Origin of the sequence: Photobacterium sp. DA100 (assembly GCF_029223585.1) — a bacterium.
GTDB lineage: Bacteria > Pseudomonadota > Gammaproteobacteria > Enterobacterales > Vibrionaceae > Photobacterium.
Genome location: NZ_CP119423.1, coordinates 2,827,506 through 2,841,932, shown reverse-complemented (window position 1 = coordinate 2,841,932; position 14,427 = coordinate 2,827,506). Strand labels below are relative to the sequence as shown.

The window sequence follows — 14,427 nt, the reverse complement described above, 5'->3', positions numbered from 1 at the left end:
TAGTGGTTTGAATTATTTTAAATGGAACAAATTATGTCTACATCTTCCCCTGTACGTAAGGCAGTGATCCCGGTTGCTGGCTTGGGTACACGAATGCTTCCGGCAACCAAAGCGATTCCCAAGGAAATGCTGCCAATCGTCGACAAGCCATTGATTCAATATGTGGTTAACGAATGTGTTGCGGCTGGCATTAAAGAAATTGTATTGGTGACCCATTCATCGAAGAACTCGATTGAGAACCACTTTGATACGTCATTCGAACTGGAAGCGACGCTGGAGAAACGTGTCAAGCGTCAGCTGCTTGATGAAGTGCAAAACATTTGCCCGAAAGATGTCACCATCATGCATGTGCGTCAGGGCCAAGCCAAAGGGTTGGGCCATGCCGTACTTTGTGCCCACCCGCTGGTTGGCGATGAGCCTTTTGCGGTTGTTTTGCCGGATGTGATTTTGGATGATGCTGCTAGCGATTTACGCCGTGAGAATATGGCGGCGATGGTGAAGGCGTTTAACGAAACCCAGATCAGCCAGGTGATGGTTGAGCCGGTTCCGATGTCCGAAGTGTCGAGCTACGGTGTGGCCGATATTAGCGGTGCTGAGCTAAAACCGGGTGAAACTGCGGCAATGACCAAGGTAGTGGAAAAGCCAGCCCGAGAAGAAGCGCCATCTAACTTGGCCATTGTGGGACGTTATGTCCTGCCTGCAGAAATTTGGGCGCTACTGGCACGTACGCCGGTCGGTGCGGGAGATGAAATCCAGCTGACTGATGCTATTGATATGCTGATGGAAGATCAGCAAGTGAATGCATTCCATATGTCAGGCAAGAGCCATGACTGCGGCAGTAAGCTGGGCTATATGCAGGCATTCGTCGAATACGGCATGCGCCACGAGTCTTTGGGTGAAGAGTTTACTGCTTACCTGAAAGAGGTGGTGAAGGGAAACTAGCTCCTAGAAAGAAAAGTTCCTAGCCCCTGAAAAAGCGGAAGGCTAGAGCAAATAGCTTGACGTAATATAGCCATCAGCAGACGTTTTTACAGGACCCAGGACCAAAAAAAGCGAGAGGTGTTCACCTCTCGCTTTTTTGTTTGTGGAGCAGCAGGCTTTCTAGGTTCTAGGTTCTAGGTTCGCTCTCCATAAGCTTTAATCACTTTTCCGCATGGTATAGCTCACATGCATGCAGGGTATTCTCGATCAAAGTGGCGACGGTCATAGGGCCTACACCGCCCGGCACTGGGGTGATATGGCGGGCACGCTCACGGGCGATATCGTATTCAACATCCCCGACAAGCTTGCCGCTATCCAGGCGGTTGATACCTACATCGATGATCGTTGCCCCTGGTTTGATCCATTCGCCAGGAATGAAGTTGGGCTTGCCCACGGCAACAACAAGAATGTCGGCCTGGCGCACGTGGCTCTCAAGATCCTGGGTGAATCGGTGGCAGGTGGTGGTGGTGGCACCTGCCAATAAGAGTTCCAGGGTCATTGGGCGGCCGACAATATTGGAGGCACCAACAATTACGGCATGCTTGCCGCGAAGCGCGATGTTGTAGCGTTCCAGCAACGTAATGATGCCTTTGGGAGTACAGGAGCGTAGCTTGGGAATACGCTGGCACAGGCGGCCGACATTGTATGGGTGGAAACCATCGACGTCTTTTTCTGGGTCAATGTGCTCCAGTATCTTGGTGCTGTCGATCCCTGCAGGAAGGGGAAGCTGGACCAAGATACCATCGACTTCGTTATCACTATTGAGCTCGTCGATGAGGGCGAGTAATTCTGTTTCGGTTGTTGTGGCCGGTAAGTCAAAGGACTTGGATACAAAGCCAACCTCATCACAGGCCTTGCGCTTACTGCCGACATAGATTTGTGAGGCAGGATCTTGGCCTACCAAGACAACGGCTAATCCCGGAGCACGAAGGCCGGCATCGACACGTGCCTTGACTCGGGCAGCAACTTCTTGACGAACTGTTTGCGAAATGAGTTTCCCATCAATGATTTGAGCGGCCATGTTTATCCCTTGGACTGAAAATAACTGAACATGATACGAAGTAGCTTGGTTGGTTAAATATACCCACGGATGAGTATAATTGGGCTACTGAATTGTTGTATTGTCGCAAACAATGTTACGAAAATCCATACCGCAAACGTTTGCGTGTTGGTTTTGTTTACTTTTTGGAAATAGTTGCTGTTTTAGTGTGGTTATTGTTAGCGGCGCGAGCCGCTAGCCTCTTATTGCCCAATTTGGTCTATGTTTAAACACTTAAACGCAAATGCAGGTAAAATAGGGGAAAAGGCGTTGACGTTAGAGAGTGGGAACGTATAATTCGTCCGGTAACTTCAACGTTACGCCTAATGATGCGCCCTTAGCTCAGTTGGATAGAGCACGTGCCTTCTAAGCATGTGGTCGCAGGTTCGAATCCTGCAGGGCGTGCCATTTCCTTTCTTTTACGTTCTTGCTAACGGATCAACCGACCCGTATCAACCCCTGTTTTTCCGGTACCGCCTTGGTGTTGCTTTGTGCATCCTGCCATTTCGCTCATCAGGAACTGTTTCAATGCTTGCTTTTCTCGATCGTTGTCGGGTTGCCATGAGGCGATCACTGTTGCCTTATTCCTTTTCATTGTCTTGTCCTTTGTTTTGCGCAGCTTGTCTGTCGCTGCATGCTCTTGGGGAATACTCGATCAGTATCTTAAGGTTAGAAGTGGTTAAAATTTGTGCAATCCATCGCCTATTTAGAATCTTTTAGTTTGTTTTGGATCTAACTCCCTTTCACCAGGGAAGTATTGATCCGTCCCAATGGAAGAACTTGCCGCTATCGGTGGGAGCGAGGCCGGCTAACACCCGGCAGATCCGCTGGGCCGAGAGCGGTGGCAAGTAGAGTTTGTCGCTGCTAATGCTTTGTTGGAACGGGACGGAGAGCGGTGTGTCTGTGGTGCCTGGGTGTATCGTTGCCACGCAGGCGCGGGGGAAGCGCCTTTGCCACTCAATACTGAGGGTTTTGACAAACATATTGAGGGCGGCCTTGCTCATCCTGTAGCTGTACCATCCTCCGGCGCTGTTATCATTGATCGAACCTACCATGGCGGATAGGCACAACAGTCGAAATGGATCCTCTCGGGAGTAGAGTGGGTCGAGAAATTGTGCAACAGCAATGCTGGTATAGGTATTGGCATGGATGTTATCGGCGAGGAAAGATGGGGCGAGTTGGGATAAGCGTTTTTCCGGCATCCTGACAGGGTCTGTGGTATGCAGCAATCCTGCAGCATTTAGGGTCCAGTCCGGGAGGCCATAGTGGTCGAAGAGAGCTGATAATTGCGGAATCGCTTGTGAATTGTGCTGGCAAATATTACCCACGACGATTGCTACCTGGCCACTATAGTGGCCTTGCAGTTGCTGTAGTGCCGGGGAGGGCCGGCGGGTCAGGGCGGTAACCTGGTGGCCTTGTTCCACAAGATGCCGGCACAGGGCTAACCCCAGTCCGCCGCTAGCTCCGACAACCCAAACTTTCTTTTTCGCCGCTGTCATTACGATTCCCACCGTTAGGTCATGCAAAAGGATACGCATCGACATGCATCCAAGATCATTCTTATTTTGCAGACGGCAGCTGGTAAGAGATGCTCGGTAAAAATTCGGCGTTTAGGTGGGAAAAGAGGCAGTTAAAATAGCCTACGGTCAAAAAAACGTAAAAGGAACCGATTTTTTTGGGCTTTTCCCTTGTAAATGGATTTTTTGCCCCTATCTTGTGTGAAAGGTTTGATTGCGGTGCGGCCGCTCTGTCTCGACGGCAGGGCTGAGGATCGCTATAATACCGCGTTTTTAGTCCCTGGCTGGGTGAGTTTAAGCCCGCAAATGCAGGAACTATCAGAATTAAGGCGTTATGGTTTTGGCGTGGTTGCCAGCCATAACACGAAAAGGATGCCACCGTCAGTACGACTGATCGGCAACACCACTCAGGTAGCACTGAGTAAGTTTTGAGGTTAAATAAAATGCAAGTTACCGTTGAAACCACTGAAGGTCTAGAACGCCATCTAACTATCACAGTTCCAGCTGCAAACATCGAAGACGCTGTAACCGCTGAGCTGAAGAAAATTGCTAAGAATCGTCGTTTCGATGGTTTCCGTCCAGGTAAAGCACCGATCAAAATGGTTGCTCGTATGTTCGGCGCGTCTGTTCGTCAGGACATCCTAGGTGAAGTGATGCAGCGTCACTACATCGAAGCGATCGTTAAAGAGAAAATTAACCCAGCTGGCGCTCCAACTTTCACTCCAGTTGAAATCGCTGAAGGCAAAGACCTAGTATTCAAAGCGTCTTTCGAAGTATTCCCAGAGATCGAGCTAGCGGGCCTAGAAAACATCACTGTTGAGAAGCCAGCAGTAGAAGTGAAAGACGAAGACGTTGACACTATGCTAGAAACGCTTCGCAAGCAGCAGGCAACTTGGAACGAAGTTGAAGAAGCTGCAGCTGCTGACAGCCGTGTAACTATCGATTTCACTGGTTCTATCGACGGCGAAGAGTTCGAAGGCGGTAAAGCTGAAGGCTTCGCGCTTGCTATGGGCCAGGGCCGCATGATCCCAGGCTTCGAAGACGGTATCGTTGGTAAGAAAGCGGGCGACGAGTTCTCTGTAGAAGTGACTTTCCCAGAAGAGTACCACGCTGAGAACCTAAAAGGTAAAGCAGCAACTTTCGCTATCAAACTGCACAAAGTTGAAGCTCAGGAACTACCAGAGCTAACTGAAGAGTTCGTTGCTAAGTTCGGCGTTGAAGACGGTTCTGTAGAAGGTCTTAAAGCTGAAGTTCGTAAGAACATGGAGCGCGAACTGAAGCAAGCTGTTAAGAACCGCATCAAAGATCAGGTACTAAACGGCCTAGTTGAGCAGAACGACATTACTGTTCCTGCTGCTCTTATCGACCAGGAAATCAACGTTCTACGCCAGCAGGCAACTCAGCGCTTCGGCGGTGATGCTGCTAACGCTCCTGAGCTTCCTCGTGAGCTATTCGAAGAGCAAGCTAAGCGTCGCGTAGTTGTTGGCCTACTTCTAGGTGAAGTGATCAAGTCTGAAGAGCTAAAAGCTGATGAAGAGCGCGTTAAGGCTATCATCGCTGAAATGGCATCTGCATACGAAGATCCATCAGAAGTTGTTGCTTACTACGAGAAGAACGAGCAGATGATGAACAACATGCGCAACGTTGCTCTAGAAGAGCAAGCGATCGATGCGCTACTGGCCAAAGCTCAGGTTTCTGAGAAAGAAGTTAGCTTCAACGAGCTAATGAACCAGCCTGCTGCTTAATTTGCTGAAATTACTGTAGGGATTTGACTTTACTTCAAATCTTCTGCTAACAATGGTCCGTGTGAGAGTAATTTCATTCGGGCCATTTATTTTAGGGAAATAACGTTATGAGCTACCAAGAAAAAAACGCCATGTCGCCGATTTTGGATGCGCTGGTTCCTATGGTGGTCGAGCAGACTTCTCGTGGTGAACGTTCCTACGACATCTATTCCCGACTATTGAAAGAGCGTGTGATCTTCCTGACCGGTCAGGTAGAGGATCACATGGCCAACCTAGTCGTTGCGCAGCTTCTGTTCCTTGAGTCTGAAAATCCAGACAAGGATATTTTCCTGTACATTAACTCACCGGGCGGCTCGGTTACTGCGGGGATGTCTATCTACGACACCATGCAGTTCATCAAGCCGAACGTCAGTACCGTGTGCATGGGCCAGGCGTGCTCCATGGGGGCATTCCTGCTGGCGGGCGGAGCCAAGGGTAAGCGTTACTGCCTACCTAACTCCCGTGTGATGATTCACCAGCCGCTGGGTGGCTTCCAGGGCCAGGCTTCTGATATCCAGATCCATGCCCAGGAAATCCTAACGATCAAACACCGTTTGAACGGTTTGCTTGCTGAGCATACTGGCCAGCCACTTGAAGTGGTTGAACGCGATACTGATCGTGATAACTTTATGTCGGCAGAACAGGCTGTAGAGTACGGCTTGGTCGACGCAGTTTTGAGTCAGCGTGACTAAGTTTTTTTGGTCTCCGTGCAGCGACTTAGCCGCTTGCGCGGAGCAAAAATACTTGAGTTGTTATACACTCAAAACAAAGGCAATGATGGGGTAAGACCCGAAAAGAGGTTAGCGAATGACAGATAAGCGAAAAGAGAGTGGTAGTGGAAAACTGCTTTACTGCTCTTTCTGCGGCAAAAGTCAGCATGAAGTTCGCAAGCTGATTGCAGGCCCTTCTGTGTATATTTGCGATGAATGTGTTGACCTGTGCAACGACATCATTCGCGAAGAAATCAAAGAAGTAATGCCTAAGCGTGATGGCAATGAGCTTCCGACACCACAAGAAATTCGTGCAAACCTGGATGAATATGTTATTGGCCAGTCTCATGCGAAGAAAGTGCTCGCGGTAGCGGTGTACAACCACTACAAGCGCCTTCGCAATGGCGATACCAATAGTGACGGTGTTGAGTTGGGCAAGAGTAACATCTTGTTGATCGGCCCAACAGGTAGCGGTAAGACGCTATTGGCAGAAACATTGGCTCGTATGCTGGATGTTCCGTTCACTATGGCAGATGCCACCACACTAACCGAAGCCGGTTACGTGGGTGAGGATGTTGAAAATATCATCCAGAAACTGCTGCAGAAATGTGATTACGATGTAGCCAAGGCCGAGCGCGGCATTGTGTACATCGATGAGATCGATAAGATCTCCCGTAAGTCAGACAACCCATCAATCACCCGTGATGTCTCGGGTGAAGGCGTTCAGCAAGCATTGTTGAAGCTGATTGAAGGTACGGTCGCATCGGTACCACCACAAGGTGGCCGCAAGCACCCACAGCAGGAGTTCCTGCAAGTGGATACGTCGAAAATCCTGTTCATCTGTGGCGGTGCGTTTGCCGGCTTGGACAAGGTGGTTGACCAGCGTGTTGCAACCGGTACGGGTATCGGCTTTGGTGCGGATGTTCGCTCGAAAGATCAGTCGCGTACGTTGAGTGACTTGTTCGAACAGGTAGAGCCTGAAGATCTGGTGAAATACGGCCTGATCCCAGAATTCATTGGTCGTCTTCCGGTGACCGCGATTCTGAACGAGCTGGACGAAGATGCACTGGTTCAGATCCTGCGTGAGCCTAAGAATGCGCTGACAAAACAGTACGCGGCACTTCTTGAGCTGGAAAACGTTGAGCTTGAGTTCCGTGATGACGCCCTGGTTGCAATTGCCCGCAAGGCAATGGAACGCAAGACCGGTGCGCGTGGTCTGCGCTCGATTGTTGAAGCTGTGCTGCTTGATACCATGTACGAGCTTCCTTCAGCGGAAGGCGTGAGCAAGGTTGTGATTGATGAATCAGTGATTAAAGGCGAGTCTGAGCCTCTGCTGATTTACGAGAACACCGAAAGTCAAGCTGCAGGCGCTGAGTAAAATCTGCCCAGTACGGTCAAAAAAAGGAGGCTATCGCCTCCTTTTTTATTTTCTGATACATATCCCGTTGAATCTTGTGCCCATGCCCCCATATACTCAGTAATAAGAGTGAACGGAAGAGAGAAAAATATGAACCTGGAGCGTTCGGAACGCCTTGAGATCCCCGTTCTGCCACTGCGAGATGTGGTGGTCTACCCGCATATGGTCATTCCATTGTTTGTAGGCCGGGATAAATCTATTCGCTGCCTTGAAGCGGCGATGGATGATAACAAACAAATTTTGTTGGTGGCCCAGAAAGAAGCGGCGACCGACGAGCCTGCAATTTCCGATCTGTACGATGTTGGTACGGTGGCGACAATTCTACAGCTGCTCAAGCTACCAGACGGTACGGTTAAGGTACTGGTGGAAGGCCAGCAGCGCGCTAAGGTCGAAAATCTCCGCGACGACGAGTTCTTCACGGCCGAAGCTGAGTTCCTGGTAACCGAGGAGATGGACGAGCGTGAGCAGGAAGTCCTGGTTCGTACGGCCATCAATCAGTTCGAAGGCTTTATCAAGCTCAACAAGAAGATCCCGCCGGAAGTACTGACTTCCCTCAACGGTATCGATGAGGCTGCGCGCCTGGCTGATACCATTGCTGCTCACATGCCACTGAAGTTGGCTGACAAGCAGAAAGTGCTGGAAATCATCGATGTTGTCGAGCGCCTTGAGTTCTTGATGGCGATGATGGAGTCTGAAATTGACCTGCTGCAGGTGGAAAAGCGCATCCGCGGCCGCGTCAAGAAGCAGATGGAAAAGAGCCAGCGCGAGTACTACCTCAACGAGCAGATGAAGGCGATCCAGAAAGAGCTGGGTGAGCTGGATGAAGCGCCGGATGAATTCGAGTCTTTGAAGATGAAAATCGAAGAGTCGAAGATGCCGAAAGAGGCGCGCGAGAAGACGGAGCAGGAGCTGCAGAAGCTCAAGATGATGTCGCCGATGTCGGCCGAGGCAACGGTGGTCCGTGGCTACATCGACTGGATGTTGAGTGTGCCATGGCACAAACGCTCCAAGGTGAAGAAGAACCTGGCCAAGGCCGAAGAAGTGCTCAATGCCGACCACTATGGCCTTGAGCGTGTCAAGGAGCGCATCCTTGAGTACTTGGCGGTACAGAGCCGAATCAATAAACTTAAAGGCCCTATCCTGTGTCTGGTGGGTCCTCCTGGTGTAGGTAAGACCTCCCTGGGCCAGTCAATTGCAGCTGCTACTGGCCGTAAATACGTTCGCATGGCGTTGGGTGGGGTGCGTGACGAAGCGGAAATCCGTGGTCACCGCCGTACCTACATTGGTTCGATGCCGGGCAAGTTGATCCAGAAAATGTCCAAGGTCGAAGTGAAGAACCCGCTGTTCCTGCTCGATGAAATTGACAAGATGTCATCGGACATGCGTGGTGATCCGGCCTCGGCTCTGTTGGAAGTGCTTGATCCGGAACAGAACAATGCCTTCAACGATCACTACCTTGAGGTGGACTACGATCTGTCTGATGTGATGTTTGTCGCGACGTCGAACTCAATGAACATCCCAGGGCCGCTACTTGACCGTATGGAAGTGATCCGTCTTTCTGGTTACACCGAAGACGAGAAGCTCAACATTGCTAAGCGTCACCTGCTAGAGAAGCAAATCAAGCGTAACGGCCTGAAACCGAACGAGATCGAAGTTGATGACTCGGCACTGATTGGGATCATCCGCTATTACACCCGCGAAGCGGGCGTGCGAAGCCTAGAGCGTGAAGTGTCTAAGCTGTGCCGCAAGGCCGTGAAAGAAATCCTGCTCAACCCTGAGACCACGAAAGTGGTTATCACGCAGGACAACCTGAAGCAGTACCTGGGTGTTCAGCGCTTTGACTTCGGTAAGGCAGAAGAGAACAACCGTATCGGCCAGGTGACGGGCCTTGCATGGACCGAGGTGGGCGGCGATTTGCTGACTATCGAGACTGAATCGATGCCGGGTAAAGGCAAGCTGACTTACACTGGCTCGCTTGGTGATGTGATGCAGGAATCGATTCAGGCGGCGATGACGGTTGTCCGTACCCGTGCCGAGCGTTTGGGTATTGCGCCTGACTTCTACGAGAAGCGTGATATTCATGTTCACGTCCCGGAAGGGGCCACGCCGAAGGACGGCCCAAGTGCGGGCATCGCCATGTGTACGGCGCTGGTGTCTAGCCTGACAGGTAACCCGGTACGCGGTGATGTTGCCATGACGGGTGAGATCACGCTACGGGGTGAAGTGCTGCCTATCGGTGGCCTGAAAGAAAAACTACTTGCTGCTCACCGCGGCGGTATCAAAACGGTCCTTATTCCGAAGGAAAATGAGCGCGATCTGGAGGAAATCCCAGACAACGTGATTGCCGATTTGGAAGTCCGACCGGTACGTTGGATTGATGAAGTGCTGACCGTTGCACTGCAGAATAATCCAACCGGTATCGAGCTGGTGAACGCCCAAAATAGTGACCTGCAGCAAAGTTAAGATATGAAAAAACGCTTTCGAGGATAAAAACCTTGTCAGCGTTTTTTTGTGTGGCTATAAGTGAGTCCTAATTTGCCGTTAGCTCAATAAAATCAACGTCTACACGTGAACTTAAGTTTAGTGTTGATATACTGAAATAGATTCTTTTTGTCCGTGTTGTAATTTTGCCATGAAGGCTCCAAGCGGATAACGTTCATAGAGGGGATAGATCGTGAACAAAACTCAACTAGTTGATAAAATCGCTGAAAATGCAGATATCTCTAAAGCGTCTGCGGGTCGTGCACTGGATGCATTCATTGACGCAGTATCTGAGAGCCTGAAAGAGGGTGATCAGGTTGCGCTTGTTGGCTTCGGTACTTTCTCTGTACGCGAGCGTGCAGCGCGCACTGGTCGTAACCCACAGACCGGTGAAGAGATCCAGATTGCAGCAGCCAAAGTACCTGGCTTTAAAGCAGGTAAAGCGCTTAAAGATTCTGTAAACTAAGCGAAGGGCATTGCCCGCCAGTTTGTTTGAACAAACGAACATTCAGGTTGTCTTAATGGGCAATCTGGCATGATAAAGGGCGCATCCTGTCGGTGCGCTTTTTTTACTTTGGAAAAGTGTGAATTTTTCAGGTCTTCGCCTGTTAGCATTCTTCACTAATATCAATACCGGTAAGCTGTGATTTAGAACAGTCTATATTAGGCTTATCACAGGTTGGTATTACCATGCCAAATCGAATAGGTAGGAGATACGGCAAATTATGATGGAGCGTATGCGCGAAGGCGCAAGCAGCATTTGGGTCAAGATTATCCTTGGTCTGATTATTCTTTCTTTTGTTTTCGCAGGGGTAGGTAGCTACCTGGCTGGTGGCGGTAACCAAGTCGCGGCGAAAGTGGACGACCGTGAAATTAGCCAGCGCGAATTCGAAATGGCTTACCAGAACGAACGTAACCGCATGCAGGCGCAACTGGGTGATTACTTCTCGACCCTGATGGGTGACCCAGCTTACGTACAGCAGTTCCGCCGCAGCGTGCTAGACCGCATGGTCAATGATCTGCTCATCGAGCAGCGCGCCAACGCGCTTGGCTTGCGCATCAGCGATCAGCAGGTACGCCAGACGATTCTGTCTATGCCTGAATTCCAGCGCAATGGGGCATTTGATAACGAGCAGTACAATGCACTGCTTCGCCGCTCGGGCCTGACCCCAGACATGTTCGCAGAGTCTATGCGTACCGATCTGCTGCGTCAGCAGCTGCTGCTGGCTATCCAGGGCAGTGACTTTGCACTAGGTAACGAAGTCGCGGCATTGATCAAGCTTGAGCGCCAGGAGCGTGAAATCCGCACCCTGACACTGGATGTGGCTGACTTTACCCAAAAGGCCGAGGTCACTGACGAGGAAGCGCTGGCTTACTACGAGCAGAATCCACAACAGTTCACCCGTCCTGACCAAGTGAAAGCGGCTTACATTGAATTGTCGGGTGCCAACCTGAAGCAGACCCTGGATGTGTCTGAAGCCGATGCGAAAGCTTACTATGACGAGAACCAGAATAAATACGGCACTGCCGAGCAGCGCCATGCTAGCCATATTTTGGTTCAAGGCAAAGGCAGCGAGGCCAAGACCAAAGCAGAAAACCTGCTTGACGAGCTGAACAACGGCGCTGATTTTGCTGAGCTGGCCAAGACGTCATCTGACGACTCTTTCAGCGGCAAAGACGGCGGTCAGCTGGATTGGTTCGAACGTGGCGTGATGGACCCTGCTTTTGAAGATGCGGCATTTGCTTTGGGCAAAGGCGAGATCTCTGGGGTGGTCGAGTCTGATTTCGGCTACCACATCATCAAGCTGGATGATATCAAAGAGCCTCAGGTCAAGCCGTTTGCTGAGGTACGTGATGAAATTCTGGCGGAGCTGCGCGAGCAGCGTGCGGCAGAAGCCTTCTACGATCTTCAGACCCAGCTAGCAGAAAAAGCGTTCGAAATGCCAGATTCTTTGGAAGACGCTGCTGAAGCGGTACAGGGGACGGTGCAAACAACAGATTTCATCTCTCAGTCGGATGCCCCGGGCGTACTGGCTAATCCAGCAGTCCTGCAGGCGCTGTTTAGCCCTGAGGTTCGCGAAGACGGCCTGAATTCTGATGTTATCGAAATCGGTCCTGAGCATGTTGTTGTCGTGCGTGTTGATGACTCTCGTAATGAAATGGTGCTGCCATTTGACGAAGTGTCTGCCAAAGTGAAGCAGCAGCTGTCTGTAGTGAAGGGCGAAGAAGCGGCGAACGCCAAGGCTGATGAGCTGGTGGCTGCCCTACGTGACGGCAACACGGATGTGTTGGCAGACGAAGGCCTGAGCTTCTCTGAGCCAGAGATGATCAGCCGCATGGGTGCCGATCGTCTAGTTGCCCAGGTGGCGTTTGGTCTTGCCAAGCCTGAGTCAGGTGCGTCGGTATACGGTGTTACTCGTGATATGGCCGGCAACATGCTGATCATTGCGCTGGACAAAGTGGTCGAGGCGGATGTTGATGCGAATGCCGTTGACCCGCAGATGGCGCAGCAGCTTGAGCAGATGCATGCCCAGCAGGATGTGATGGCGACCTTGGATGTACTGCGCAATGCAGCCAAGGTGTCTTACCCTGTGTTGGATACAACTACGAACTAAATGTAACTAATACGTTACTAGACGGGCCGCCATTGTGCGGCCCGTCGTTTTTTTAAGTCGGGAAAGGTATCCCCTGTATACAGCGACTCATTGCTTCGTCACTCTATCCTCTCTTGTCAATGAAGGAGAAATGTAATGAAGCGAGTTCTTGTCTCTCTGCCCTTGGTCGTTGGGTTGGCGATTGGTATGGCAGCCCCAGTCTCTGCCACCGGGGATAGCCACGAAGGCATCGAAATTACCGTCAACATCAATGATGCCAATGCCGAAGAGCTGGATAAGTTACTGGTTGGTATCGGGCCGGATAAAGCCGCCAGTATCATTGAATACCGCCAGTTGAATGGGCCTTTTGAGTCGGCAGAAGACTTGATCAAGGTGAAGGGGATTGGCACATCCACCGTCGAGAAAAATCGCGAGCGGATCAAGTTGCAGTAACAAGGCTTGGTTGCTCCCTGGGGGTTACCAGCTTTGCAAAGGAGAGAGGTCAGTGGTTCTCCTTTGTTAATCGCCCGGGCGCCCGGACAAAAGGGGCCGGCCGCGGTAAGGGCTACTTATCAACGGCAAGCTTCTGTTTGATTCTTTCTGCCGCCGCAAATAACAAACCGCCACAGACACCAGCCAGGTGTGCTTCTACGGCGACTCTGGCTCCGATTAGCTCGGCTGAGCTGGCTGAGCCGCCTGCTATCTGCTCCCATATCACCTTGGCGCTCACGCCCAGCAGCAATAACCAACCGAGTTTGTCCTTCGCCTTGATATCCTGTATAGCCCCCCAGGCGAACAGGCCGTGGAGGACGCCGGATAGCCCTGCATACCAGTCCATGGCACTAAGCCAGAGTGTGGCACCGATGAAACCGGCAATGGCGAAGAGCAGCAAAGCAAGACGTTCGGCATTGAGGTAGCGGCGAAAAATGAAGGTAATGATTGCCAAGCCGAGACTGTTCATTATCATGTGTGGCCAATTGGTATGGGTCAGATTGCCGCTGATAAGCCGCCAAACCTCTCCTTGCTCGATGGCCGTACGCTGCCAGGCCAGCAACGGTTGTATGGCGGGAAGCTGGGCGAGGGCCGTGATACCGATGAAAATGAGTACAAAGATGCGAATAGACAAGGCTACCTCGATGAGTCGATATTGTGAACAGTGCGGCAAAGCAACCAAGGCATGTATCTGCCAGTGGATCCAACAGCTTGATGCTAAAACTGAATTGTGGATTTTACAACATCCATCGGAAGTAAAGCGTGCGATTGGTACCGCAAGGATCCTTACTCTCTCGCTGCCCAATGCCAGACTATGGGTCGGGGAGGACTTCTCTGGGCATCTCGAAATCAATCAGTTGCTTGCCGAGCCGGATCGCCTGGCCTGGGTGGTCTACCCGGGCGAAGGGGCATTGCCTATTTCGAGCCTGGCTGATGCGGGCGATGACCAAGCTGCCGGGATCAAGCGTACCCTGATCCTGCTCGATGGCACCTGGAAGAAAGCCTACAAGATGTGGCAATTGTCAGCGAACCTGCAGCAGTTGCCTACTGTCGCCCTCGACAATGCCGAGCAGGGCAACTACCGGATCCGCAAATCACCAAAATCGGCGGGGGTCTCGACGGTGGAGGCCGGCTACCTTGCGCTCTCGGCCTTGGAAGGCGAGGGGGATAAATTCGCCCCGCTGATCGAGGCGTTTAACCAGATGATCGAGTTCCAGATCCAGCAGATGCCCGAAGGGGTGTTTGAGAGGAACTATCGTTAAGAGCTGGCACTAGGAAAAGCTGGTCCTCGGACCTAGGAAAAGCAAAAGAAAGAGTTTGTTGGATTGAATGTAAAAGGAATGCTGCTAGCAGGACCCAGGACCCAGGACCCAGGACCCAGGACCCAGGACCCAGGACCCAGGACCCAGGAC

The 14,427-nt window shown here is 51.3% G+C and carries 14 protein-coding genes and 1 tRNA gene; 11 read left to right on the top strand and 4 right to left on the bottom strand.

Annotated elements, in window-relative coordinates; all coding sequences use genetic code 11:
• Positions 1 to 33: 33 nt before the first annotated feature.
• Positions 34 to 942: a UTP--glucose-1-phosphate uridylyltransferase GalU gene (gene galU, locus PTW35_RS12975; protein ID WP_281025342.1), complete on the top strand. Its 909-nt coding sequence runs from the start codon at positions 34 to 36 to the stop codon at positions 940 to 942.
• Between the two features lie 199 nt (positions 943 to 1,141).
• Here the strand turns inward: galU and folD are convergent, their stop codons facing one another.
• Positions 1,142 to 2,002, bottom strand: coding sequence for a bifunctional methylenetetrahydrofolate dehydrogenase/methenyltetrahydrofolate cyclohydrolase FolD (gene folD, locus PTW35_RS12970; RefSeq protein ID WP_281025341.1), 861 nt, complete (start codon positions 2,000 to 2,002; stop codon positions 1,142 to 1,144).
• A gap of 349 nt (positions 2,003 to 2,351) precedes the next feature.
• Here folD and PTW35_RS12965 point away from each other — a divergent pair.
• Positions 2,352 to 2,428 (top strand) — tRNA-Arg (locus PTW35_RS12965).
• A gap of 22 nt (positions 2,429 to 2,450) precedes the next feature.
• On the opposite strand, the gene PTW35_RS12960 is transcribed toward PTW35_RS12965, so the two are convergent.
• A complete protein-coding gene (locus PTW35_RS12960; RefSeq protein ID WP_281025340.1) occupies positions 2,451 to 2,615 on the bottom strand; it encodes a hypothetical protein in 165 nt (54 codons plus the stop codon).
• Between the two features lie 148 nt (positions 2,616 to 2,763).
• On the bottom strand, positions 2,764 to 3,558 hold the full coding sequence (locus PTW35_RS12955; RefSeq protein WP_281025339.1) for an SDR family NAD(P)-dependent oxidoreductase: 795 nt from the start codon (positions 3,556 to 3,558) through the stop codon (positions 2,764 to 2,766).
• Between the two features lie 422 nt (positions 3,559 to 3,980).
• Here PTW35_RS12955 and tig point away from each other — a divergent pair, with 422 nt between their 5' ends.
• The 7 genes from tig to PTW35_RS12920 all read left to right on the top strand — a co-directional run bounded on the left by tig (position 3,981) and on the right by PTW35_RS12920 (position 12,976).
• Positions 3,981 to 5,282, top strand: a complete 1,302-nt coding sequence (gene tig, locus PTW35_RS12950) for a trigger factor (protein ID WP_281025338.1) — start codon at positions 3,981 to 3,983, stop codon at positions 5,280 to 5,282.
• 107 nt (positions 5,283 to 5,389) lie between these two features.
• On the top strand, positions 5,390 to 6,013 hold the full coding sequence (gene clpP / locus PTW35_RS12945) for an ATP-dependent Clp endopeptidase proteolytic subunit ClpP (protein WP_281025337.1): 624 nt from the start codon (positions 5,390 to 5,392) through the stop codon (positions 6,011 to 6,013).
• A 115-nt stretch (positions 6,014 to 6,128) separates the two neighbouring features.
• Positions 6,129 to 7,409 carry an ATP-dependent protease ATP-binding subunit ClpX gene (clpX, locus tag PTW35_RS12940; RefSeq protein WP_039467655.1) on the top strand — a complete coding sequence of 427 codons (1,281 nt, stop codon included), beginning with the start codon at positions 6,129 to 6,131 and terminating at the stop codon, positions 7,407 to 7,409.
• Between the two features lie 129 nt (positions 7,410 to 7,538).
• Positions 7,539 to 9,911 carry an endopeptidase La gene (gene lon, locus PTW35_RS12935; protein WP_281025336.1) on the top strand — a complete coding sequence of 791 codons (2,373 nt, stop codon included), beginning with the start codon at positions 7,539 to 7,541 and terminating at the stop codon, positions 9,909 to 9,911.
• A gap of 211 nt (positions 9,912 to 10,122) precedes the next feature.
• Positions 10,123 to 10,395, top strand: a complete 273-nt coding sequence (gene hupB, locus PTW35_RS12930) for a nucleoid-associated protein HU-beta (protein WP_039467660.1) — start codon at positions 10,123 to 10,125, stop codon at positions 10,393 to 10,395.
• Positions 10,396 to 10,654: 259 nt separating this feature from the next.
• Positions 10,655 to 12,544, top strand: a complete 1,890-nt coding sequence (ppiD, locus tag PTW35_RS12925; RefSeq protein WP_281025335.1) for a peptidylprolyl isomerase — start codon at positions 10,655 to 10,657, stop codon at positions 12,542 to 12,544.
• Between the two features lie 186 nt (positions 12,545 to 12,730).
• Positions 12,731 to 12,976 carry a ComEA family DNA-binding protein gene (locus PTW35_RS12920; RefSeq protein ID WP_281027508.1) on the top strand — a complete coding sequence of 82 codons (246 nt, stop codon included), beginning with the start codon at positions 12,731 to 12,733 and terminating at the stop codon, positions 12,974 to 12,976.
• Positions 12,977 to 13,088: 112 nt separating this feature from the next.
• Here the strand turns inward: PTW35_RS12920 and rrtA are convergent, their stop codons facing one another.
• Positions 13,089 to 13,577: a rhombosortase gene (rrtA, locus tag PTW35_RS12915; protein ID WP_281027507.1), complete on the bottom strand. Its 489-nt coding sequence runs from the start codon at positions 13,575 to 13,577 to the stop codon at positions 13,089 to 13,091.
• Between rrtA and PTW35_RS12910 the strand changes: the two genes are divergently transcribed.
• Together PTW35_RS12910 and PTW35_RS12905 are read left to right on the top strand one after the other, a co-directional pair.
• Positions 13,506 to 13,676 (top strand): hypothetical protein, encoded by a 171-nt coding sequence (locus PTW35_RS12910; protein ID WP_281027555.1) that lies wholly within the window; start codon positions 13,506 to 13,508, stop codon positions 13,674 to 13,676. The two genes, rrtA and PTW35_RS12910, sit on opposite strands and share 72 nt — an antisense overlap.
• Positions 13,660 to 14,277, top strand: coding sequence for a tRNA-uridine aminocarboxypropyltransferase (locus tag PTW35_RS12905; protein WP_281025334.1), 618 nt, complete (start codon positions 13,660 to 13,662; stop codon positions 14,275 to 14,277). The genes PTW35_RS12910 and PTW35_RS12905 overlap by 17 nt, the downstream gene beginning before the upstream one ends.
• Positions 14,278 to 14,427: the final 150 nt, after the last annotated feature.